Source organism: uncultured Mailhella sp. (assembly GCF_944324615.1).
GTDB lineage: Bacteria > Desulfobacterota > Desulfovibrionia > Desulfovibrionales > Desulfovibrionaceae > Mailhella.
Genome location: NZ_CALUWY010000014.1, coordinates 31,836 through 53,101, shown reverse-complemented (window position 1 = coordinate 53,101; position 21,266 = coordinate 31,836). Strand labels below are relative to the sequence as shown.

At 60.9% G+C, this 21,266-nt stretch carries 17 protein-coding genes, 1 tRNA gene and 1 riboswitch; of the genes, 15 read left to right on the top strand and 3 right to left on the bottom strand.

Annotated elements, in window-relative coordinates:
* The 4 genes from Q0K07_RS05145 to radA form a co-directional block, all read left to right on the top strand.
* On the top strand, positions 1-1,417 hold a 1,417-nt coding region (locus Q0K07_RS05145), incomplete at its 5' end, for a tetratricopeptide repeat protein (RefSeq protein WP_294557328.1).
* A complete protein-coding gene (locus Q0K07_RS05140; protein ID WP_294557326.1) occupies positions 1,417-2,271 on the top strand; it encodes a hypothetical protein in 855 nt (284 codons plus the stop codon). The genes Q0K07_RS05145 and Q0K07_RS05140, both read left to right, overlap by 1 nt.
* A 21-nt stretch (positions 2,272-2,292) precedes the next feature.
* Positions 2,293-2,724, top strand: a complete 432-nt coding sequence (gene rpiB, locus Q0K07_RS05135) for a ribose 5-phosphate isomerase B (RefSeq protein ID WP_294557324.1) — start codon at positions 2,293-2,295, stop codon at positions 2,722-2,724.
* Positions 2,725-2,730: 6 nt separating this feature from the next.
* A complete protein-coding gene (gene radA / locus Q0K07_RS05130; protein WP_294557322.1) occupies positions 2,731-4,092 on the top strand; it encodes a DNA repair protein RadA in 1,362 nt (453 codons plus the stop codon).
* Positions 4,093-4,439: 347 nt separating this feature from the next.
* Here the strand turns inward: radA and Q0K07_RS05125 are convergent, their stop codons facing one another.
* Together Q0K07_RS05125 and Q0K07_RS05120 are read right to left on the bottom strand one after the other, a co-directional pair.
* Positions 4,440-4,673, bottom strand: a complete 234-nt coding sequence (locus tag Q0K07_RS05125) for a hypothetical protein (protein WP_294557320.1) — start codon at positions 4,671-4,673, stop codon at positions 4,440-4,442.
* A 318-nt stretch (positions 4,674-4,991) separates the two neighbouring features.
* Positions 4,992-5,894 carry a 50S ribosomal protein L11 methyltransferase gene (locus tag Q0K07_RS05120; RefSeq protein ID WP_294557318.1) on the bottom strand — a complete coding sequence of 301 codons (903 nt, stop codon included), beginning with the start codon at positions 5,892-5,894 and terminating at the stop codon, positions 4,992-4,994.
* A gap of 185 nt (positions 5,895-6,079) precedes the next feature.
* Here Q0K07_RS05120 and pth point away from each other — a divergent pair, with 185 nt between their 5' ends.
* From pth to Q0K07_RS05090, 6 genes are all read left to right on the top strand, one after another.
* Entirely contained in the window at positions 6,080-6,682 is a 603-nt protein-coding gene (pth, locus tag Q0K07_RS05115) for an aminoacyl-tRNA hydrolase (RefSeq protein ID WP_294557316.1), read from the top strand.
* A 156-nt stretch (positions 6,683-6,838) separates the two neighbouring features.
* Positions 6,839-8,164, top strand: coding sequence for a transcription termination factor Rho (gene rho, locus Q0K07_RS05110; protein WP_294557314.1), 1,326 nt, complete (start codon positions 6,839-6,841; stop codon positions 8,162-8,164).
* A 74-nt stretch (positions 8,165-8,238) separates the two neighbouring features.
* Positions 8,239-8,315: transfer RNA gene (locus tag Q0K07_RS05105), tRNA-Arg, on the top strand.
* Between the two features lie 78 nt (positions 8,316-8,393).
* Positions 8,394-9,038, top strand: coding sequence for a hypothetical protein (locus Q0K07_RS05100; RefSeq protein WP_294557312.1), 645 nt, complete (start codon positions 8,394-8,396; stop codon positions 9,036-9,038).
* A gap of 1,005 nt (positions 9,039-10,043) precedes the next feature.
* Complete coding sequence (modB, locus tag Q0K07_RS05095; RefSeq protein ID WP_294557310.1) at positions 10,044-10,724, top strand: molybdate ABC transporter permease subunit; 681 nt, start codon at positions 10,044-10,046, stop codon at positions 10,722-10,724.
* On the top strand, positions 10,721-11,536 hold the full coding sequence (locus Q0K07_RS05090; RefSeq protein ID WP_294557308.1) for a sulfate/molybdate ABC transporter ATP-binding protein: 816 nt from the start codon (positions 10,721-10,723) through the stop codon (positions 11,534-11,536). The genes modB and Q0K07_RS05090 overlap by 4 nt, the downstream gene beginning before the upstream one ends.
* Positions 11,537-11,871: 335 nt before the next feature.
* On the opposite strand, the gene modA is transcribed toward Q0K07_RS05090, so the two are convergent.
* Positions 11,872-12,618: a molybdate ABC transporter substrate-binding protein gene (gene modA, locus Q0K07_RS05085; RefSeq protein WP_294557306.1), complete on the bottom strand. Its 747-nt coding sequence runs from the start codon at positions 12,616-12,618 to the stop codon at positions 11,872-11,874.
* A 420-nt stretch (positions 12,619-13,038) separates the two neighbouring features.
* Here modA and Q0K07_RS05080 point away from each other — a divergent pair, with 420 nt between their 5' ends.
* The 5 genes from Q0K07_RS05080 (at position 13,039) to Q0K07_RS05060 (ending at position 21,265) form a co-directional block, all read left to right on the top strand.
* On the top strand, positions 13,039-13,626 hold the full coding sequence (locus Q0K07_RS05080; RefSeq protein ID WP_294557303.1) for a histidine phosphatase family protein: 588 nt from the start codon (positions 13,039-13,041) through the stop codon (positions 13,624-13,626).
* 880 nt (positions 13,627-14,506) lie between these two features.
* A riboswitch (molybdenum cofactor riboswitch) is annotated at positions 14,507-14,651 on the top strand.
* Between the two features lie 100 nt (positions 14,652-14,751).
* Positions 14,752-15,768, top strand: a complete 1,017-nt coding sequence (locus tag Q0K07_RS05075) for a molybdopterin-binding protein (RefSeq protein ID WP_367178867.1) — start codon at positions 14,752-14,754, stop codon at positions 15,766-15,768.
* 80 nt (positions 15,769-15,848) lie between these two features.
* On the top strand, positions 15,849-18,587 hold the full coding sequence (locus tag Q0K07_RS05070) for a molybdopterin-dependent aldehyde oxidoreductase (protein ID WP_294557299.1): 2,739 nt from the start codon (positions 15,849-15,851) through the stop codon (positions 18,585-18,587).
* A gap of 99 nt (positions 18,588-18,686) precedes the next feature.
* The gene (locus tag Q0K07_RS05065) at positions 18,687-21,020 is read left to right on the top strand and encodes a pyridine nucleotide-disulfide oxidoreductase/dicluster-binding protein (protein WP_294557297.1); all 2,334 of its coding nucleotides are present in this window, start codon (positions 18,687-18,689) and stop codon (positions 21,018-21,020) included.
* Between the two features lie 29 nt (positions 21,021-21,049).
* Positions 21,050-21,265, top strand: a complete 216-nt coding sequence (locus tag Q0K07_RS05060; protein WP_294557295.1) for a DVU_1557 family redox protein — start codon at positions 21,050-21,052, stop codon at positions 21,263-21,265.
* The last annotated feature ends 1 nt before the right edge of the window (position 21,266 follow it).

Sequence of the window (21,266 nt, the reverse complement as noted above, 5' to 3'; positions counted from 1 at the left end):
GCTCATCAGGAAGGCTTCCGCCCAGATGCCCGACGATCTTGCGCTGGTATCCCTTCAGGCCGATCTGCTCATCCAGCGCAACTCGCGGGAAGAGGCCATCGAGCTTCTGCGCACCTTTGCCGGAAAGCATCCTGCAGACGGGCAGGCGCAGGCGGAACTCGCCCTTGCGCTTTTGCGCAGCGGCCGCACGGAAGACGCCATGAAGGTATTCCGGCGCATTCCCGAAAAGCAGCTCACGCCGCAGATACGCTTTGCCTATGCCCAGGCGCTCAACGTGTCGGGCCGCTTCGGCGAAGCCCGGGTGCAGCTTGACGCGGCCGTGAAGGAAGACCCGGAATATTCCGAAGCCTGGCAGCTTCTGGCCCTTACGCTGGAAGAACTCGGCAACAAGGCGGAAGCTAAGAAGATCTACAGAAATCTCCTGGATTCCGATCCGGACAACCGCAGCGCGCGGCTCTTCCTTCTGCGTCTTCAGCTTCAGGAAAACAATATGGACGCCGTGGTCGCCACGGTGACCGAATCCCACGATCCGCTGCATTTCTGCGTAGCCGCGGCGGCCATGCTCATGGATGAAAAGCTTGCCGATCAGGCGGAAAAGCTCTTTCTCCGGCTGGAAAAGCAGCCCGACATGCCCGAAGGCATCTATTTTTATCATGCGGCGCTGCTTTATGAGACGGGCGCCGATCAGGAACGGGCCCTTGCCCTTCTGGGCAGGGTTTCCTCCAACAGCCCGGAATACGACAAGGCCCTGCGCATGAACATACGCATTCTTTATGAGCAGAAGCGCTTTTCCGAAGCGCTCTCCGTTCTTGAAGAACTGCGCCGCCTGCATCCCTCGGATGTGGAGCCTCTGCTGCTCATGGCGGAACTGCATACCCTGCAGCGGAACTTCAAGGCGGCGGACAAGGATCTTGTCGAAGCCCTGCGCCTCCAGCCGGACAATGAAAGCGCGGCCTTCCAGCAGGCGTACCTGCAGGAGGTCATGGGCCACAGGTCCCGGGCCATGGCGCTCATGGAAAAGGTCATTGAAAAATTCCCCGACAACGCCCTCGCCCTCAACTATGTGGGCTACAATCTGGCCGACGGCAACCGGGAACTGGACAGGGCCTACAAGCTTCTTCAGCGCGCCGTGGAACTGGAGCCGGATGCCGACTTCATCCTCGATTCCCTGGCATGGGTGCATTTCCGCCGGGGAGAACTGGACGAGGCCTGGGAACAGATTCAGAAGGCGCTGGACGCGTCCGACAAGGACGGCCCCGGCGATCCCGCCATGTTTGAACACTACGGCGACATAGCCTCAGCCCGGGGCGACAGGGAATCCGCCCGGCACGGCTGGCAGAAGGCCCTTGAACTGTTCCAGAGCATGGACTTCCCCGAAGACGCCGCCCGCGTGCGGCTCAAACTGGAAAAACACTGATGAAAAAAATTCTTCTTCCCCTTGCCTGTCTCGTTCTCTCGGCCCTTCTCGGCGCCTGTGCCCCCAAAGGGCAGATGCTCTCCTCGGAAAGCGATGCCGGCAACCTCTGGCAGAGCTTTGTGCAGCGCTCCTCGCAGCCTGCGGAATACAAGGTGCTTTCCGGGAGCCTGCGCTTCGGCCCGGAAAACGACACCCGGCGCGTCACCTATCTGCTCTGGTCCCGCAGTGATGCCGACGATTCCGGCATGAAGGACGGCCACGGCCCGGCGGGACTGGATGCGGCGGATTTCGACCCGGACATGCCGGGCGACACCAGAGCCATACTCCTTGAGGTCAATGCCGGGGTGGGCGCCACCGTGGCCAAGGCCCTTTTCGACAACGGGCGCATGCTCGTGGTGCTTCCCCGCGATCAGAAGGCCTATACCGGCATGGAATCCACGGAAAATCTGCGCCGCCTCATGGGCCTGCCCCTGCCTTTTTCCATGAACAGACTCAACGACTTTCTCGCGGGACGCTACATGTCCGCTCTTGACGTTCCGGCTCCGGAGCGATACCTCAGCGGGAACGACGGCAACATCGTCTACCGCTACCTGAGCGAAGGCCGCACCTGTGAGCTGGAGCTGAACGCCGAAGCCCTTCCCGTCCGCTGGAGCATGGATGGTCGCTGGACGCTGAACATCGCCTACGGCGACGACGGCCTGCCCCACAAGCTGGACGGAACCATGGACAACGGCGAAGAAACCCTGCGCATGGTGCTCCTTGTCAAGGAACGGCGGAATGCCGACACGCTTCCCGATCTGAGCATGAAGCTCGACGTGCCGCAGAATGTTGCCGTGTACTCGCTGGACCAATAACAAGCGTCACTGGAGAAAGTCATGAGCACCATTTACATCGCGTCCGATCACGGGGGCTTCAACCTTAAAACCTTTCTTGTGCGTCACCTGAAGGATCAGGGGCACGACGTGCACGATCTCGGCCCCTCCGATCCCGCGAGCTGCGATTATCCGCTGAAGGCCCAGGCCGTCACGGATGCCGTTCTCAAGGATGAAAGCGCCTTCGGCGTTCTGGTATGCGGAACGGGCATAGGCATGAGCATGGCCGCCAACCGCGTCCCCGGCATACGGGCGGCGCTGTGCACCAGCGAATTCCACGCCACCTTCGCCCGCGCCCACAACAACGCCAACGTCATCTGCCTCGGCGAGCGTGTTTCCGGTCAGGGCATCGCCGCCAGCATGGTGGATGTCTTCCTCAGCACGCCTTTTGAAGGCGGCCGCCACCTGCGCCGCATCAACCTCTTCAACAAGTAATCTTCCATGGCGAAACTTCGGGAAGTCTACATCTGCCGGGCCTGCGGCGCGCAGAGCGCCCAGTGGCGGGGCCAGTGCCCGAAGTGCCAGGAGTGGAACACTCTTGAACTTACGCGCCTTGCGCCGTCTTCCGCAGGCAGGCCCCTGCCTGCGGAGGGCCGCGCGGCGGGGCGCATACAGCCCCTTGCCCATGTCGAAGGCAGCGATCATGCGGCCTTCGGCACGGGTCTTGAAGCCCTCGACCGCATTCTGGGGCGCGGCTTTGTTCCCGGAGCCGCCATTCTGGTGGGCGGGGAACCGGGCATAGGCAAATCCACGCTGCTGCTGCAGCTTGCCGGCGCCGTGGCCCGGGAGGGAAAAACCGTTCTTTACGCCAGCGGGGAAGAATCGCTTCCGCAGATACGAAGCCGGGCCGAACGCCTCGGCGTGCTGCACGATTCTCTGCTTGCCCTGGCCACCAGCCGGGTGGAAGACCTTTTTCCCGTGCTCGATACCCCGGGAAGCGCGCCCGCGCTGCTTATCGTGGACTCCGTGCAGACTCTTGCTTCCGACAATGCCGAAGGACTGCCCGGCAACGTGAGCCAGGTGCGGGCCGTGGCTACGGAACTGGTGGAACGCTGCCGCAGGGCCGACACCACGCTGGTTCTGGTGGGGCATGTCACCAAGGACGGCACTCTGGCCGGGCCGCGACTTCTGGAACATCTGGTGGATACCGTCATTTCTCTGGAAGGCGACCGCCGGGAAATGTTCCGCATGCTGAGGGTGCTGAAAAACCGTTTCGGCCCCAATCAGGAACTTCTCATCTTCCGTATGGTCCGCAAGGGACTGGAACTTGTGGAAGACCCCTCCACCTTCTTTCTCGGTGCGCGCGACACCTCGCTGAGCGGCACTGCCGTGGTCATGGCCGTGGACGGACAGCGCCCCTTTGCCGTGGAAATACAGGCGCTTGCCGCCAGAAGCTATCTTTCCATCCCGCGCCGCACGGGTCTCGGCTTCGATGTCAACCGCCTTCATCTTCTGCTTGCCGTGCTGGAAAAGCGCCTGCACCTCAACTTCGGTCAGGTGGACATCTATGCCAAGGTGGGCGGCGGCATGCGCCTGCAGGAACCGGGGCTGGACCTTGCGCTGGTGGCCGCCCTGCTCTCCTCCTTTTACGACATTCCCCTTCCCGAACGCTGCGTGCTCTGGGGTGAAGTGGACCTCAACGGTCAGGTGCGCCCCGTTTCCGGTCAGGATATCCGCATGAAGCAGGCCCTGCGCCTCGGCTACTCCCCCATACTCTGCCCGGAAAACACCAAAAGCCGGGGTATCGCCACCGTGGCCGATCTGCAGCGCATCCTTTTCCGCAAGGACGCAAAAAACAGCTGAGTCCCCCGCGCCTCGTCCTTCGTGCGCGCCTCACCAAAAGCGCATCGGCCGCTCTCCTTACGCCCACCTGCGGCGGCCCGCATCGTTGCATGCCCCCGAAAGCCGGATCATGCCTTTTTCCCACACCCGGAACGCTCTGCGGCGCGGAACGACTCCTTTTTCCTCACGACATCCGACGGCGCGGCGTCCCCCGTACCCCATATAGCATGCCGGATATTCTGCCCCTCTGCCGGCATAGCCGGAACTGCCGGAAAACTCTTATGCGACCGTTCCGGGCGCACCCTGAAACGGGACATCACGCCCCGCGGGACGCCATGCCGCATGTTCCGCGCACGCTGAACCTCTTCTCAGGGCGTTGATGACGGCCCCATGGGATTTTCTTCCCGTCTCCTGCTTACCCCCTCATCATGGCATGGCAGCATGTCATCAATCTTCTCCGCCAGTTCTCCCCAGGTGAGATTTTCCTTCTTCGCCACCCTGTCCACTCTGCGGCAGTCATCATACACGGTACCGGGATTGCCGCTTCCGGTCACCTGACGGTATCCGTTCTTTATCAGATATTCCTCAAACGCCTTCTTCATGGTACAGCTTTTTATTTTTCCTGTTCCATGAGGAAAAGCCTGTTGAAAGCCAGGAAAAATCTTTATGAAAACGCATTGATATACTTATTAAAAGCGATTTGTACATGTCATATATATTTTAATATCATCCGCATGTTTTAATATATACCTCACATTTTGCAGAGTACGTTTTCAGAGAAACTGCCTGTATTCTGCACGGCGCGGCCATCGAATTTGTTGCAGCATCTCCTGCGGGCCTTCCTTCATGGCAACTTCCCGGATTTAAAAACAAAAAAGCCGCCCGGCACACACCGGACGGCTCAGAGGCGGATGAAAAAACTACTTCACGCGCGGCCAGAAGAAGCACACCCAGTCGTCGGCCTCCGGGTCTCCGGCATGGGCGGAACGCGTGGGATCCGTGGCGGGAGAAGGCATGCGAAGCTGCTCCGGTTCGCCCATGGAGGCGTAGGCCTCCAGCATGCCGGGCACCTGCACCGCCAGAAAACCGGAAAGGATGAGGCAGCCGCCGGGCTTCACCAGCGGAATCAGGGCGGGGGCCATTTCCCGGAGCGGTCCGGCGAGAATATTGGCGATGACCACGTCAAAGCTCTGCCCCTGCACCAGCTCCACACTCCCTTCGCGGATCTCGAAGCCTTCATGAATGCCGTTCATGGCACAGTTTTCCCGGGCATTGTCGATGGAAAGAGGGTCGATGTCGGCGCCGAAACCGGAAAGGCCCATCTTCACACAGCCTATGCCGAGAATGCCCGTACCCGTGCCCATATCAAGGAAGTTCTGCCCGGCCTTCAGCGCTCCTGCATCATGCAGGCGGCTCATGGCCTCAAGGCACATGGTGGTTGTGGGGTGATGCCCGGTGCCGAAGGCGGATTTCGGTTCGATGATGACGGGAATGCGGCTCCCGGCGTCCTCATCCTTCATCCACGGCGGAAGAATGAGAAAATCTCCGGCTTCCACCGGCGTGAAATAACTGCGCCAGCCCGCGTTCCAGTCTCTGTCGGGGAGCACTTCCCTGCTCAGGGAAGCTTCCGGCACATAGGCGGCCAGTTTTTCGGCAAGGTCTGCGCAGTCTTCTTCCTTTTCGGAGGTGACGCGCAGCAGCATTTCCCCGGAAGGCAGGGATTCCTCCTCCCAGCCTGCTTCGGCGCTCTGGGAGGCCAGGGCCTGCGCCAGGGGGAAATCGTCTTCGGAAACAACAATATTCAAACGGTACAACTGCGGCATGACAAACTCCCGCGTTTTTCTTGGGTGAAGATTCTGCTTTATCACCAGAGGGAACGCTTGCCAAGAAGGGCTTGACAGCGGGCGTGCTCTGCCGCACATTCGGCACGACACGGCCCTTCCTCCCCGACATACCTTTCTTCTGTTTTTTTCCTTATCGGAATGGGCCCTTACCCATCGGAACGCACATGGATCTCAACGGACTCATCGTCGGCCTCGGCAACCCGGGGCCTCAGTACAGAGGCACGCGCCACAACATCGGCTTCATGGCGGCACAGGCGCTTCTGGAAGAAGTGGAACGCGGCAACGGCCGCGCGCCGGAACAGCTTTCCGGCTCCAGGTTCAACGCGCTGCTCTGGCGCATCCAGATTCCGCACGGCGGCGTCTGGCTTGTGGCCGAACCGCAGACCTTCATGAACCTGAGCGGCGACGCCGTGCAGCCGCTTATGGCATGGTACAAGCTCAAGCCCGAGCAGCTGCTCGTGGTGCACGACGAACTCGACCTCGAACCGGGCCGGATGAAGCTCAAGAAAGGGGGAAGCGCGGCAGGCCACAACGGCATCAAGTCCATACAGCAGCGCCTCGGCACGCCCGATTTCTACCGCCTGCGCGTGGGCATCGGCAAGCCGCAGGACAAAGAGCAGGTCATTTCCTGGGTGCTCGGCCGCTTTTTCGGGCCGGAACAGGAAATCATGGAACAGACCTTCCCCCATGTAGTCGACGCCATACTGCGCTTTACCATCGACGGGCCGGAACGCGCCATCAACGTGGCCAACACCCGCAGAAAATAGCGCATGCCCTCCGGGGCTTGCCAATGACGGAAAAAACATCTATAGTTTTTCCACGCCCGCACTTCTGCGGGGGTTCCCCACTCTTCTTTCCTTTCTGTGTTCGCACCGTTCGGTGCGATATGTCTTTTCCTTCCCTTCATTCCCGGTGGTATCTCTATGCCCATACGGAAACGTAAAGCTCCTGTCGAGCCCGAAACTGCAGAATCTCCTTCCCTTCTTGATGAAAGCGTCCTCAACCTTACGGAACTGAAGACGCGCAAAATGCAGGATCTCATGGATCTGGCGGAAAAGTATCAGCTGGAAAACGCCAGTTCCATGCGCAAGCAGGAGCTTATCTTCGCCCTGCTTCAGGCCTGCGCCTCCCAGAACGGCGTCATCCACAGCGACGGCGTACTGGAAATTCTGCCGGACGGGTACGGCTTCCTTCGTTCTCCGCTGTGCAGCTACATGCCCGGCCCGGACGATGTCTATGTCTCCCCCTCGCAGATACGCCGCTACCATCTGCGCAAAGGCGACTGCGTTTCCGGCCAGATCCGCCCTCCCAAGGAAGGGGAACGCTATTTCGCTCTGGTGCGCGTCAATGAAATAGGCTTCGAGCCCCCGGAAAACGCCCGCCATCTGGTGCTGTTCGACAACCTCACCCCGGTGTATCCCGATCAGCAGTTCTGCATGGAAACGGATTCCAAGAACATGTCGTCGCGCATCATCGACCTCATGTCGCCCATAGGCCGCGGGCAGCGCGCGCTCATCGTGGCCCCGCCCCGCACGGGCAAGACCATCCTTCTGCAGACCATCGCCAACGCCATCAACGCCAATTATCCCGATGTGTACCTCATCATTCTTCTCGTGGACGAACGCCCCGAGGAAGTGACCGACATGGAACGCACGGTGAAGAATGCGGAAGTGGTGAGCTCCACCTTCGACGAACCGCCGCAGCGCCATGTGCAGGTCTGTGAAATGGTGCTGGAAAAGGCCAAGCGCCTGGTGGAACGCAAGCGCGACGTGGTCATTCTGCTCGACTCCATCACCCGCCTGGGCCGCGCCTACAACACCGTTACCCCCTCCAGCGGCCGCGTGCTTTCCGGCGGCCTCGACGCCAACGCCCTGCAGCGGCCCAAGCGCTTCTTCGGCGCGGCCCGCAACATTGAAGGCGGCGGCTCGCTGACCATCATTGCCACGGCGCTCATCGACACCGGCTCCCGCATGGACGAAGTCATTTTTGAAGAGTTCAAGGGCACCGGCAACTGCGAAATCTACCTCGACCGCCATCTTTCCGACAAGCGCGTGTTCCCCGCCATCGACATCAACCGCACCGGCACCCGCAAGGAAGATCTGCTGCTCGGCGAAGACGTGCTCAACCGGGTATGGATACTGCGCAAGATTCTCGCGCCCATGTCTCCCATCGACAGCATGGAATTTCTGCTGGACAAGATGAAGGGCACCAAGAGCAACAAGGATTTCCTCAACGGCATGGGCCGCTGACAAGGCGGAAAAAAGCGTTGACAATCTGCCTGTTGCAGGGCATAGTGCCTTCCGTATGAGGGCTTTTTCCCTTTGCGCCCGTGGCTCAGCTGGATAGAGCGACAGCCTCCGGAGCTGTAGGTCGCGCGTTCGACTCGCGCCGGGCGCACCATTTGAATGGCAGGGTTACCGGATTCCGGTAACCCTTTTTTTATTCCCGCACCATCACTTACCCGTTTGCGAGGATGCCATGCCCTTTGCGCGCCTTCTGCTGCTTTTCTGTTTTCTGCTGCTTGCCGGATGCGGCTCTCACTATCATGTCGCGGTGGATTCTCTCATCGACGACCGCCCCCCTTCCGGTTCAAGCTATGTGCTTGTGCCGGGCAATGAAGGGATGAAGCCCACCGACCTGCAGTTCCGCGACATCGCCCGCCAGCTCACCCCGGCCTTCCAATCCAAGGGCTATACGGTGGTGGACTCCGACGCGCAGAACAAGGCCGTCATCAGCTGGTGGATGGAAGACCCCCGCGTCTACCTCGACACGAGCACCGTCACCCGCGCCCATCCCGTGGTGGTGGGCTACGGCAGACACAGCTATGTGGATTATATCTTTGTTGATGAACCCGTGGTCACCAGCACCACCCTCTATTCCGCCAACCTGCTCATAGAAGCCTATGAGCTGGACAAGGACGGCAGGGAGGGCCGCCAGATATGGCGCACGGCCCTGCGCTGCACCGCTCCCGACGAAGACTTCCATACCCTGTTCTTCAGCATGCTGCAGGTTCTGCCCCGCGTCATAGGCACCCGCAGCCACGGCCTCAGGCGCTATGACGTGTTTCTCGGCAGCGAGGGAGAAATAGAGGTCACGGACCTGCAGAACGACAGCCTCTTCTGACCCGCGCCCTGCCTTCAGGGGCTGAACATGCCGGTACATGCCCCTTCCGCCCCATGAAGTCTTCCCACCCTGCTGTATTTTTCCTCCCTTCCGGTTCGCCGGAAGGGATTTTTTCTGCACTAAAAAGCGCCTTTCCCTGCCGGATGTTCAGGGGAAGACGCCGCAACCAGACTGCCGGGCCGCGCCGCCTGCCCTCTTCTGTGAGGGAAAACGCTTTTTTCATGCCGCCGGTTCCCGGCTTTTCCGGCACGCCGGCTGCCCCCATACCGGATATTCACCAGCCTTCGGCAGGTAACGGCCTTCCCCTTTCGCACATTCCGACTCCCGGCCATGCCCAGGGCTCCCGAATGCACCGAAGCCCCGGCACTTTCCGCCCATGCCGCCGGTAAGCGCAGAAACGCCGCTCCTGCACAGCCTCTGCCGGAAAAGCCCCCCCCGCCCCTGAAAAAAAAACAACATTCCGCAGATACGTTTGCCGGAAAGCCCGCGGAACAAGCCTTCAGGCTCCCCCGTTGCAGGTTCTGTTCCGCAGAGCTTCCGTTTTTTCAAGTATCACTTTAATGATTGCAGTATCCGGTTCCGGTGCAGCAGACCTGCGCGGCTGTGCGCGTTTCCATGCCTCCGCATCCGGTCCGGTCTGCCCTCGGCATGCCTCTTTTCTGCGCCGGGCCTTCCCGAAAAATTTCCGGGAGACTCTCCAGAAAACGACCGCAGCATCTTGCCTGTTTTTTCTGCCCTCTTCATAAAAAAGCAGCAGAGAAGACCGGAAAACACGTCGAAGACGCCTTTTCTCCAGAAATATTCCTTTACTTCTGCACTTCTTCCGGAAAGTGCCAATAAAAAAACAGCATAAGGGGAGATGATTCCCGTATAAGAAATGCCGTATGCCCTCTCTTTTGTGAATTATGCAACGATATCTTTGCCGGAATACGGCATCTCTACGAAAATGCCGCTTGCTCCACAGCATTTTTTGCTGTATTCTGTGTTGCAAAGGAGTGGGCCAGCATGGAATTTTCTCTTTTCGGGTATCAGTTTTCCCTGTTTCCCATCATTCTCTCGCTGAAGGTCGCCGGTTTATCTACCCTTGCCTCCCTGATTCTCGGCACGTTTGCAGCCCGTCTTCTGGCGCGCCGCCGTTCCGTATGCGCTGCGGTGATCGATTCCCTGTGCACCCTGCCCATGGTGCTCCCGCCCACGGTGCTGGGCTATTATCTCATCCTTCTTCTGGGGCGGAACGGCGTGTTCGGCCCCGCGCTGAGGGAACTGGGCCTGCAGTTCATGTTCTCGTGGCAGGGGGCCGTGGTGGCGGCCACGGTGGTGGTCTTCCCCCTCATTTACAAATCGGCCAAAACGGCCCTTGAACAGGTGGATGCCAATGTGGAAAAGGCGGCCCGCACGCTGGGCGCTTCGGAACTCACCGTGTTCTTTTCCATCAGCCTCCCCCTCGCCGCGCGGGGCATTCTCTCCGGGGCCATGCTGGCCTTTGCCCGGGGTATGGGGGAATTCGGCGCAACACTCATGCTCGCGGGCAATATCCCGGGCAAGACGCAGACCCTGGCCCTCGCCATCTACGACGCCTTTCAGGCGGGAAACGATGCCCTGGCCGCGTGTCTGGTCATCCTTACCTCGGGAATCTGCGCCGTCATTCTCATCACTGCCGATTATCTGCTGGGAGGTTCCCGTTGATTGATCTCACCGTTCAGACCACGCTGAAGGGGAAGCAGGGTTCCTTTTCCCTTGATATCCATCTGCAAAGTTCCGCCGACCGCCTCGTGCTGTTCGGGCCTTCGGGTTCGGGCAAAACCCTCACCCTGCAGATGATCGCCGGGCTCATCCATCCCCGGCGCGGGCGCATCGTGGTGGGCGACACCGTGTTTTTCGATTCCGAAAAGGGCATCGACATGCCCACACGCCTCCGCCGGGTGGGCTATGTTTTTCAGGATTACGCCCTGTTCCCGCACATGACGGTATGGCAGAACCTTGCCTTCGCCCTGCGCCGCCACAAGGAAAACCATGCCGCCCATACCGGATTCTTTTCCTTTCTGCCCGCGCGGCTTGAGGAAAAAGACGGCGAAAGCATACGACGCATGCTGGAACTTCTGGAAATCACTCACCTTGCGGACCGCAGGCCTTCCCAGATATCGGGCGGGCAGAAACAGCGCGTGGCCCTGGCCCGGGTCCTGCTCATTGCCCCGCGCGTGCTTCTGCTCGATGAGCCTTTCGCCGCGCTGGATCCGCTCCTCCGCATCCGCATGCGTAAGGAAGTTTCCCGCATTCTCAGCGACTGCGGCGTGCCCCTCATCATGATCACCCACGACCCGGAGGATGTGGACGCCTTTGCCGACGATCTTGCCGTGTACGCCAACGGCGGCATTCTCGCCATGGAGGAGGATTTCCGGGGGCGCACCCTGTTTGCGCAGGATTCCCTCTCCTACCTCACGGATATTCTGAACCGGGGCGGTCATGCCGACAGGCCCCACGGCTTCGACGACGTATGATCCGGCGCTCCCTCCTGCAGAAGCCTCCCCCTGAAAAGCGGGAGGCTTTTTCATACCGGTAACGGGGGACGCCTCCGGCAGGACCTGCCTCTTCCGGCCGAAGCTGCCCCTCTTCCGGAACGGCTCCCTGCCGGAAAAAAGCTCTTCCGGTCGCCATGCTTCCGCACCTTTCCGGCTTTTCCGGCGCTCTGTCCGAAAAGCGCCGCGCATGCTGCACCGGGCTTTTCCGCCCCGCGGCGTTGCGCCGCCGGTTGCCTTTTCCCGCTTCGGCAAGGCAGGCAGGAAAAACAAGCCGCCCTGCGGGGACAGGGCGGCGGAACAGATTCAAGAGACCATTACTTCACCGGGCTGAAGCCGTAATGCGCCAGAATTTCCAGCCCTCTCGGGGACAGCACAAAGTTCACGAACTTCTGCGCCGCGTCCTTGTCCGCGCTTTCTCCGGCCACGGCAATGGGATAGCACACAGGCTTGTGGCCGGTCATGGCGGTTACTATGCGCACATCCTTGCCACCGGCCAGTGCGTCGGTGCGGTAGACGAAACCGGCATCGGCCTCGCCGCGCTGAATGTAGCTCAGCACCTGACGGACATTGTTGCCGAACACAAACCTGCTCTGCAGCGTCTCCCAGAGGCCGGCGCTGGTGAGCGCCTCGCGGGCGTAGCGGCCGGCGGGCACGCTTTCGGGCTGTCCTATGGCAATATGCTTCACATCCGTGCCGGAAAGGGCATCAGGCCCGGCAAGCGTGCTGCCCGCAGGCGTGATGAGCACAAGGTCGTTCAACGCAAAATCCCGGCGGGTGGCCGTATCCACAAGGTTCTTCTTCGCGGCCGTATCCATGGTTTCCTGATCGGCGGAGGCGAACACGTCCACAGGCGCCCCCTGCTCCATCTGACGGAGCAGATTATTGGAGGAGGCGAAGTTCAGATTGACCTTCACACCCGTATCTCTGGTAAATTCCCGGGCAATCTGAGTGAAGGATTCCGAAAGGCTGGCGGCGGCGGAAACCGTGAGCTCCGCACCCATGGCCGAGGGGGCATACAGGCAGAAGGCGAGAAGCAGCGCGGCGAGTCCGAGTTTTTTCATGAGTTCCTCCTCATTTCAAAAGTTTGTTCTAACATACACGATTTGCTGATTTTTTCAATTGGTTTAACCGTATTTCGGGAAAAATAAAAATATATGCAATATCAAGGTGTTATTTTTCAGGCATCGCTTCTTTGCCGTCAATGGCAGGGCGGGAAGTGTATCTGCCCCTGTTTTCACAAAGCCTTCATCCCCCTTTCTCCACTCCGCATACGCCCCTTTTCCGGTCTGTTCCGGGAAAAAACATGTGCTTCTCTTCCATGCCGGGGAGCCGTCTTTCCAGCCCGGAACCATCTTCCGGCCCGGACATGCAGAACCTTCCCCTGCCGCAAGCGCCCCTGTGGCATACCCGGCCTTCCCTTTTTCCCGTTTTTATAGGATGACGGGAAAAACGCCCCTGCAACGATTCGCCGCGAGGAAACCATGCCTGTTCTTCACCTGCTCCGCCACGGAAAGCTTCTTCCCAACCCCGAACGCCGCTTTATCGGCCGTCGCGACATTCCCCTCTGTGAAGAGGGGGTGAGGCAGGCCCTGTTCTGGAAGAAGGAACTTGCCTGCGTGCCCTTCCGGGAAATCTGGAGTTCCGACCTGCCCCGCTGCCGGGAAACAGCCGCCCTCATCGTACAGGACCGCCCTCTTGCCGTAACTCCGGAGCCCGCCTTCCGGGAAATCTCTCTGGGAAGCTGGGAAGGACTCTGCAAACAGGAGGTGGAGGCCCGCTTTCCCGGAGCCTTTGACGAACGCGGCCGGGATCTGTGGAATTATGTTCCCTCAGGGGGAGAATCCTTCGCCATGCTGGCCCGCCGCGTGCTTCCTGCCCTGCGGCGCCGCCTCCTTGCCCTTCCGCCCGATGCCGAGGCCCTGCTTGTGGCCCATGCGGGGGTCAACCGCGTGATTCTCATGCAGTATCTTGCCCTCGGCCCCGGAGACTTCTTTGCCCTGCCCCAGCCCTATGCGGCCTGCACCACACTCTCCTACAGCCCCGAAGACCTGTCCCGGCTCCCCGCCTGACGCCTCCAGAGCTTTTCCGTCTGCGACAAGGGCGTTTTCCCATCCTCCCCGTCATCCGGCATGCGCGCAGGCCCCTCCCGCCGCGCACCCTCCATCCCCGCGGGAAAACTCGTTGCTGCTGATCCGCAGAGCCGCCCTCCTGCCGTGAGCCCGCCTTCCGGGACCCTCTCCGGGAAGCCGGGAGGACTCGGTAAGGATGAGGCCCGCTATCCCGGAGCCTTTGACGAACGCGGCCGGGATCTGTGGAACGCCTCCGGGGGAGCATCCTTCACCATGCCGGCCCGTGCTTCCTGCCCTGCGGCGCCGCCTCCTTGCCCTGCCGCCCGACGCCGAGGCCCTGCCTGCAGCCCATGCGGGGGGCAACCGCGTGATGCTCATGCAGTATTCTGTCCGCGGCCCCGGAGACTTCTTTACCCTGCCCCGGCCTTATGCAGCCTGCACCACATTTTCCTGTACGCCAGAAATCCCGGCTGCCGGCTTCTGGAGACTTTCCGTCTGCAACAAGGGGGAATCTGCGCTTTTCTTCCGTCTTCTGTGTCCGTCACACCGGCATGCACACACGCAGAGCCGCCCGCCAGCCTCCCTTCCGGCAGGATGCACGGGCCGGGCACATCGTCCGCACAGCCATATTTCAAAATAAAAAATACCCCTGTCTTTCATTTTAATCTGTCATTGCTTCACCGAATCAAAGCAGTTTTACAATAAAAAGCCTTTTTCTTATATCTTTTCTATTACAAAAATAAAATATATCTTTATTCAACAGTAAATATGAAACCTCTCTGCATTGTGATTTAAATTTCAAGCCGTTTTTTTTCCTTCATAAAAAAAGTATCATTAATTTCCGCCGAATATCTTGACGAAAAAAAACTATTTCAATATGGTTAAATAAAGTTTTCGAGTCAGTCCCTGCTAAAGCGTATGCCATGCGGGCTGACCTGAACCTTCGTGGTTCACAGGGTAGCGCAGGAAACGGCTCTGCCTCCATTAAATGCTCCGGCATGGAAAGAAAACCTTTGCAGGAATACGCCCTGTTGCGGTCCTTGCGGCCGCAACCGGTCTTTCTCCGTCTTCCTGCGACAGTATGTTTCTCTTTAGCTGTGAGCTTTTTCTATGTCCAAGATTTCCATGCAGACCATTCCTGTCGGCCAGGCCGTCGGTACGGTGCTCTGTCACGACATCACCCGTATCGAACCGGGCGGGCGGAAGGGCCCCGTGTTCCGCAAGGGGCACATCGTCAGGGAAGAAGACATCCCTGTCCTTCTCAGCGTGGGGAAGGAAAACCTCTATGTCTACACTCCCCAGCCCGGGCAGCTTCATGAAAATGAAGCCGCAACACGCATCGGCAACGCCGTGGCCGGGCAGAATCTCACCTTCTCCGACATCAAGGAAGGCCGCATCAACTTCCTTTCCTCCGTGCACGGGCTTCTCCGGGTGGATGTGCCCGGGCTGTGCGCCGTCAACTCCTGCGACGAAATCGTTCTTGCCACGCTGCACACCATGCAGGAAGTGCAGAAGGGGCAGGCGGTAGGCGGCACGCGCGTCATTCCGCTGCTCATCGACGAAGAGAAGATCACCCGGCTGGAAGCGCTGGTCAAGGCGCCCGTGCTGGAGGTTCTGCCCTTCCGTCCCCTCAGGGTGGGCATCGTCACCACCGGCAACGAGGTCTACAGCGGGCGCATCAAGGATGCTTTCGGCCCTGTGCTGAAAAAGAAATTTGAGGCTCTGGGAAGCACTATTCTCGGGCAGGCCTTTTCCGACGACTCCATCGACATGACCGTGAGCGCCATCCGGGACTTCATTGCCCGGGGCGCGGAAATGGTGGTCTGCACGGGCGGCATGTCCGTGGACCCGGACGACCGCACCCCCGCCGCCATCCGTGCGGCAGGCGGCGAGGTGGTCACCTACGGAGCGCCGACCTTCCCGGGAGCCATGTTCCTCCTGGCCTATATCAACAATATTCCGGTACTGGGGCTTCCCGGCTGCGTGATGTACTACAGGGCGAGCATATTCGACCTTGTGGTGCCGCGCATTCTGGCGGGTGTCCCGGTCACCCGGGAAGATATCGTGGCCCTCGGCCACGGCGGTTTCTGCGCGGGCTGCGGTGAATGCCGTTACCCGAGCTGCGCCTTCGGCAAAAACTGATCTTCCCGCATCGGCCCGAATTCGGGCGTGCGCCAAAGCGCCCGCCCCCTTCTCTGGATTCCTCTTACAAGGAGCTGCCCATGTTCATCAAATCCCTTCTTGTCAACGGCGTCCGCCGCCAGGTGCTTGTCAATGCGGATGATTCGCTTGCCAACGTCCTGCGCGACCAGCTGCAGCTTACCAGCGTGAAGCTGGGCTGCGAAAAGGGTCACTGCGGCGCCTGCAGCGTCATTCTGGACGGCAAGCTGACCCGCACCTGCGTGCTGAAGATGAAGCGCGTCCCCGACGACGCCTCCATCATCACGCTGGAAGGCATCGGCACGCCCGACCATCTGCATCCTCTGCAGGAAGCGTGGATATTCCATGGTGCGGCCCAGTGCGGCTTCTGCACGCCCGGCTTCATCATCGCGGCCTACGCCCTGCTGCAGCAGAATCCTTCCCCCACCAGAGAAGAAGTGCGCGAATGGTTCCAGAAGAACCGCAACGTCTGCCGCTGCACGGGCTACATCCCGATCATCAACGCCGTCATGGATGCCGCCGCCGTCATGCGCGGTGAAAAGGACATCGAGGAAATCCGCTACAAGGAACCTGCCGAAGGGCATCATCTCGGTTCCACCAAGCCGCGTCCCAGCGCCGTGGCCAAGGTGACGGGCACCGCCGAATTCGGCGCCGACGCCGCCGTGCACATGCCTGCCAACACCCTGCACCTGGCGCTCGCCCAGGCCAAGGTCTCCCACGCCAACATCAAGGGCATCGACACTTCCGAAGCGGAAAAGATGCCCGGCGTCTTCCGCGTGCTCACCCACAAGGACGTGAAGGGCAAGAACCGCATCACCGGTCTCATCACCTTCCCGGACAACAAGGGTGACGGCTGGGACCGTCCCATCCTGAACGACACCAAGATCTTCCAGTACGGCGACGCGCTGGCCATCGTCTGCGCCGACACCGAATGCCATGCCCGCGCCGCTGCGGAAAAGGTGAAATTCGATCTGGAACTTCTGCCCGAGTACATGGACGCTCCCTCCGCCATGGCTCCGGACGCCATCGAAATTCACCCCGGCACCCCCAACATCTACTATGAACCCCACATCGAAAAGGGTGAAGACACCGCGTCCTTCTTCGCCGATCCTGAAAACGTCGTCGTGGAAGACAGCTTCTACACGCAGCGTCAGCCTCACCTCAACATCGAACCCGACGTGGGCTACGGTTACATCAACGACAAGGGTCAGGTGGTCATCCACTCCAAGTCCATCGGCCTGCATCTGCATGCGCTCATGATCGCCCCCGGCCTCGGGCTGGAATTCCCCAAGGATCTCGTCATGGTGCAGAACACCACCGGCGGCACCTTCGGCTACAAGTTCAGCCCCACCATGGAAGCGCTCATCGGCGTGGCCGTCATGGCTACCGGACGTCCCTGCCACCTGCGTTACAACTATGAACAGCAGCAGCAGTACACCGGCAAGCGTTCGCCCTTCTGGACCACCGTGCGCATGGCCGCCGACAAGAAGACCGGCAAGATCAAGGCCATGGAAACCGACTGGACCTGCGACCACGGCCCCTACTCGGAATTCGGCGACCTTCTGACCCTGCGTGGCGCCCAGTTCATCGGCGCAGGCTACGGCATCCCGAACATCCGCGGCAACGGCCGTACCGTGGCTACCAACCACGCCTGGGGCGCTGCCTTCCGCGGCTACGGCGGCCCCGAATCGGAATTCCCCTCCGAAGTGCTCATGGACGAACTCGCGGAAAAGCTGGGCATGGATCCCTTCGATCTGCGCCTTGCCAACTGCTACCGTGAAGGCGACACCACTCCCACCGGCCAGAAGCCCGAAGTGATGAGCCTGCCCGAAATGTTCGCCAAGCTCCGTCCGCTGTACGATGCTGCCAAGAAGCGCGTGAAGGAAGAATCCACCGACGAAGTGAAGCGCGGCGTGGGCCTCGCCCTTGCCGTGTACGGCGCCGGTCTCGACGGCCCCGACTCCTCCGAAGCCTGGGCGGAACTCAACCCCGACGGCACCGTGACCATCGGCTGCAGCTGGGAAGATCACGGCCAGGGCGCGGATTCCGGCGCTCAGTGCACGGCTCATGAAGCCCTGCGCCCGCTGGGCATCCATGTGGACGACATCCACCTCGTTCTGAACGACACGAGCAAGACCCCGAACTCCGGCCCCGCCGGCGGTTCCCGCTCTCAGGTGATGACGGGCAACGCCATCCGCGTGGCCTGCGAACAGCTCATCGAAGCCATGCGCAAGCCCGAAGGCGGCTTCTACACCTATGAGGAAATGAAGGCCGAAGGCCGCGACGTGCATCAGGACGGCAAGTGGACCGCTCCCGTGCAGGGCTGCGGTGAAAACTGCCAGGGCGATCCCTTCGCCTGCTACATGTACGGCCTGTTCATGGCGGAAGTGGCGGTGGACGTGGCCACCGGCAAGACCAAGGTTGAGAAGATGACCATGGTGGCCGACATCGGCACCGTGGTGAACAAGCTCATCACCGACGGTCAGATCTGGGGCGGCCTTGCCCAGGGCATCGGCCTTGCGCTCTCCGAAGACTACGAGGACATCAAGAAGCACAGCACCATGCTCGGCGCCGGTATCCCCTATCCCAAGGACATCCCGGACAACATGGAAATCATCTATGTGGAAAGCAAGCGTCCCGACGGTCCGTTCGGCGCTTCCGGCACGGGCGAAATCCCGCTCTGCGGCCCGCACCCTGCCATCATCAACGCCATCTACAACGCCTGCGGCGTCCGTATCACGCATCTGCCCGCCTATCCTGAAAAGGTGCTGGCAGGTCTGAAGGAAAAGGCCGCCAAGTAGGCATTCTCCCCTTCCGGCCGGAGAGATCCCGCATCTCTCCGGCCCCCCTTCCTTCTGCCCGAATCCGTTTCGGGCAGTCTTCATTTCCGAGGTGTCGCCTTGCTGGAACAAAGCCAACTGCATGCCATTGAAGCGCGCTGCACCCAGGAGGCCGCGCCCCGCTGCCGCACCTCCTGCCCTCTGGACATGGATGTCCGCGCTTTTCTCGAACATCTTGCCGCAGACAGGCCCCGCGAGGGGCGCAAGCTTCTGGAGCGGCACCTGCCGCTGCCCGCCGTGCTCACGGCCGTATGCGACCATCCCTGCGAAAACGCATGCCTCAGGCGCGACCTCGGGGGAAGCCTCGCCGTATCGGCGCTGGAAAGATACTGCATGAAGGCCGTGCCGGAACAGTCGCGCCCGCTCATCCGCCCGCCCAAGGGACAGAAGCTCGCGGTACTCGGCGCAGGCCTTGCCGGGCTCACGGCCGCCTTCGACATTTCCCACAAGGGCTTTGCCGTCACTCTCTTCCATGAAAACACCCGGGAGGACGCGCTGCTTGCAGCCTTTCCTTCGCTGGACAGGGCCCTTCCGGAAGCCGAGCTGAAGGCTCTGGAAAAATTTCATGTGAGCTTTGTTTCCGCCTCTCTGGATGAGGCGCTTCTTGAACGCTGCACGGAGGAATATTCCGCCGTTTTCGTGGACGCCTCCTGCTGCGCCTTTGCTCCCTCGCGGGAGGAAACGGAGAGCGCCACCCTGCTCTGGCGCGGCAACATCTGCTGCGGCGGGTGGGAAAGCCTCACGCCCACGGGCGCGCATTTCGCCTCCGCCTCCGCCCAGGCCGGGGAAGGCCGCAAGGCGGGCATCACCCTGCAGCGCATCATGACGGGGGTATCCCTCGTGGCCTCGCGCGAGGGGGAAGAACGCAAGGACAGGCTGCACACACCCCTCGACGGCGTGCAGCCCGAAGCCCGCGTGCTGCCTGCCGGGGAATCCTATACGGCGGAAGAAGCCCGCAGGGAGGCTTCCCGCTGCATCCGCTGCGCCTGCATGCAGTGCGTGAAGGAATGCCCCTTCCTGCAGAAATACAAGGAATTTCCCCGCGTCTACGCACGCAAGCTCTACAACAACGCCTCGGTGGTACGCGGCACGCGCACGGCCAACGTCATCATGAACGGCTGCGCGCTGTGCGGCCAGTGCGAAGCCATCTGCCCCGAACACTTTTCCATGGCCGACCTCTGCCTGCATTCCCGCAGGGATGCGGTGGAAAGGGATGTCATGCCCGTTTCCGCCCATGAATTCGCGCTGGAGGACATGGCCCAGGCTTCCGGCCCGGAAGCCTCCTTCTTTGTGGAAGATCCGGCCCTTGCCGCTCAGGGCGGGCACGGCGCGACCATGTTCTTCCCCGGCTGTCAGCTTGCGGCCTCGCGCGGGGAACAGGTGCTTGCCATGTACCGCTTCCTGCGGGAAAAGCTTCCCGGGGGCGTGTCCCTGCACAGCAGCTGCTGCGGCATTCCCGCGCACTGGGCGGGCCGCGAGGCGCTTTTCGCCTCTCATGCCGAAACGCTCCGCACCGTATGGGAACAGGCGGGAAGGCCGGAGATTCTCACCGCCTGCTCTTCCTGCATGACGGCCCTTTCCCTGGCCCTGCCCGAAGCTTCCGTTGTTTCCCTGTGGGAAAAGCTCGACAACATGCTGACCGGCCCCATCTCCTGCAGCGCGCCCGATGTCATGAACGTACAGGATCCCTGCGGGGCGCGCCACAATGAAGCATGGCGGAACGCCGTGCGTTCCCTTGCCGCCAAGGCGGGCATACGCGTGGAGGAAGCACGGCGCACCGGCGAGGAAAGCGCCTGCTGCGGCTACGGCGGCCTGGTATGGAACGCCCAGCCCGATGTGGCGGATGCCATGGCGGAAAAAAGAGCCGGGGAATTCTCCCACCCCGTGCTCACCTCCTGCATCATGTGTCACGACCGCTTTGCCGAAAAAAGCGAAAGCCTGCACCTTTTCGACATTCTGCCCCCCACGGCGGGAAAAGCCGTTACCTCCACACCTCCGGGGCTGTCCGCCCGGCGCGCCGGGCGCATGGCCCTGAAGGAAGCCGCGCTTGAGGAGTTTCTCGGCATACGGCCCGAACACCGGCACGACGAGGAACCCATCCTTCTGCGCATCCCCGATGAGGTGCGGCAGAACATGGAAAAGCGCTACATTCTCAGGCAGGACGTGGTCACGGCCATTGCAGGCATAGAGGAAAGCGGCGCAAAGTTCCTCAACAGGGAAAACGGCCATTTCCTCGGTTCCTGGCGGCCGCGCAACGTGACCTTCTGGGTGGAATACACCGTCGACGACGACGGAGGCTTCACCCTGGTGAACGCCTGGTGCCACCGCATGGTGGTGCCAGGGGCCATACAGCCGGCAACGAAAGTCATCATGGAAGAGCGCGTGCACGCCTGAGCTTCCCCAACCCTGCGAGGTGATTCATCATGAGCCTGGAACCCAATTTCACGACAGACGGCGGCGACTGGGTATGCGCCCGCTGCAATGTTCCCCTGGAACAGATCAAGGTGCAGGCCCTTTACATGCACAGCGCCTTCGACGTGTTCCTTCCCCGCTGCCCCTCCTGCGGGCTGACGCTCATCCCCCGCACCCTTGCCGAAGGCAAGATGGCGGAAGTGGAAGCTCTGCTTGAAGACAAATAAT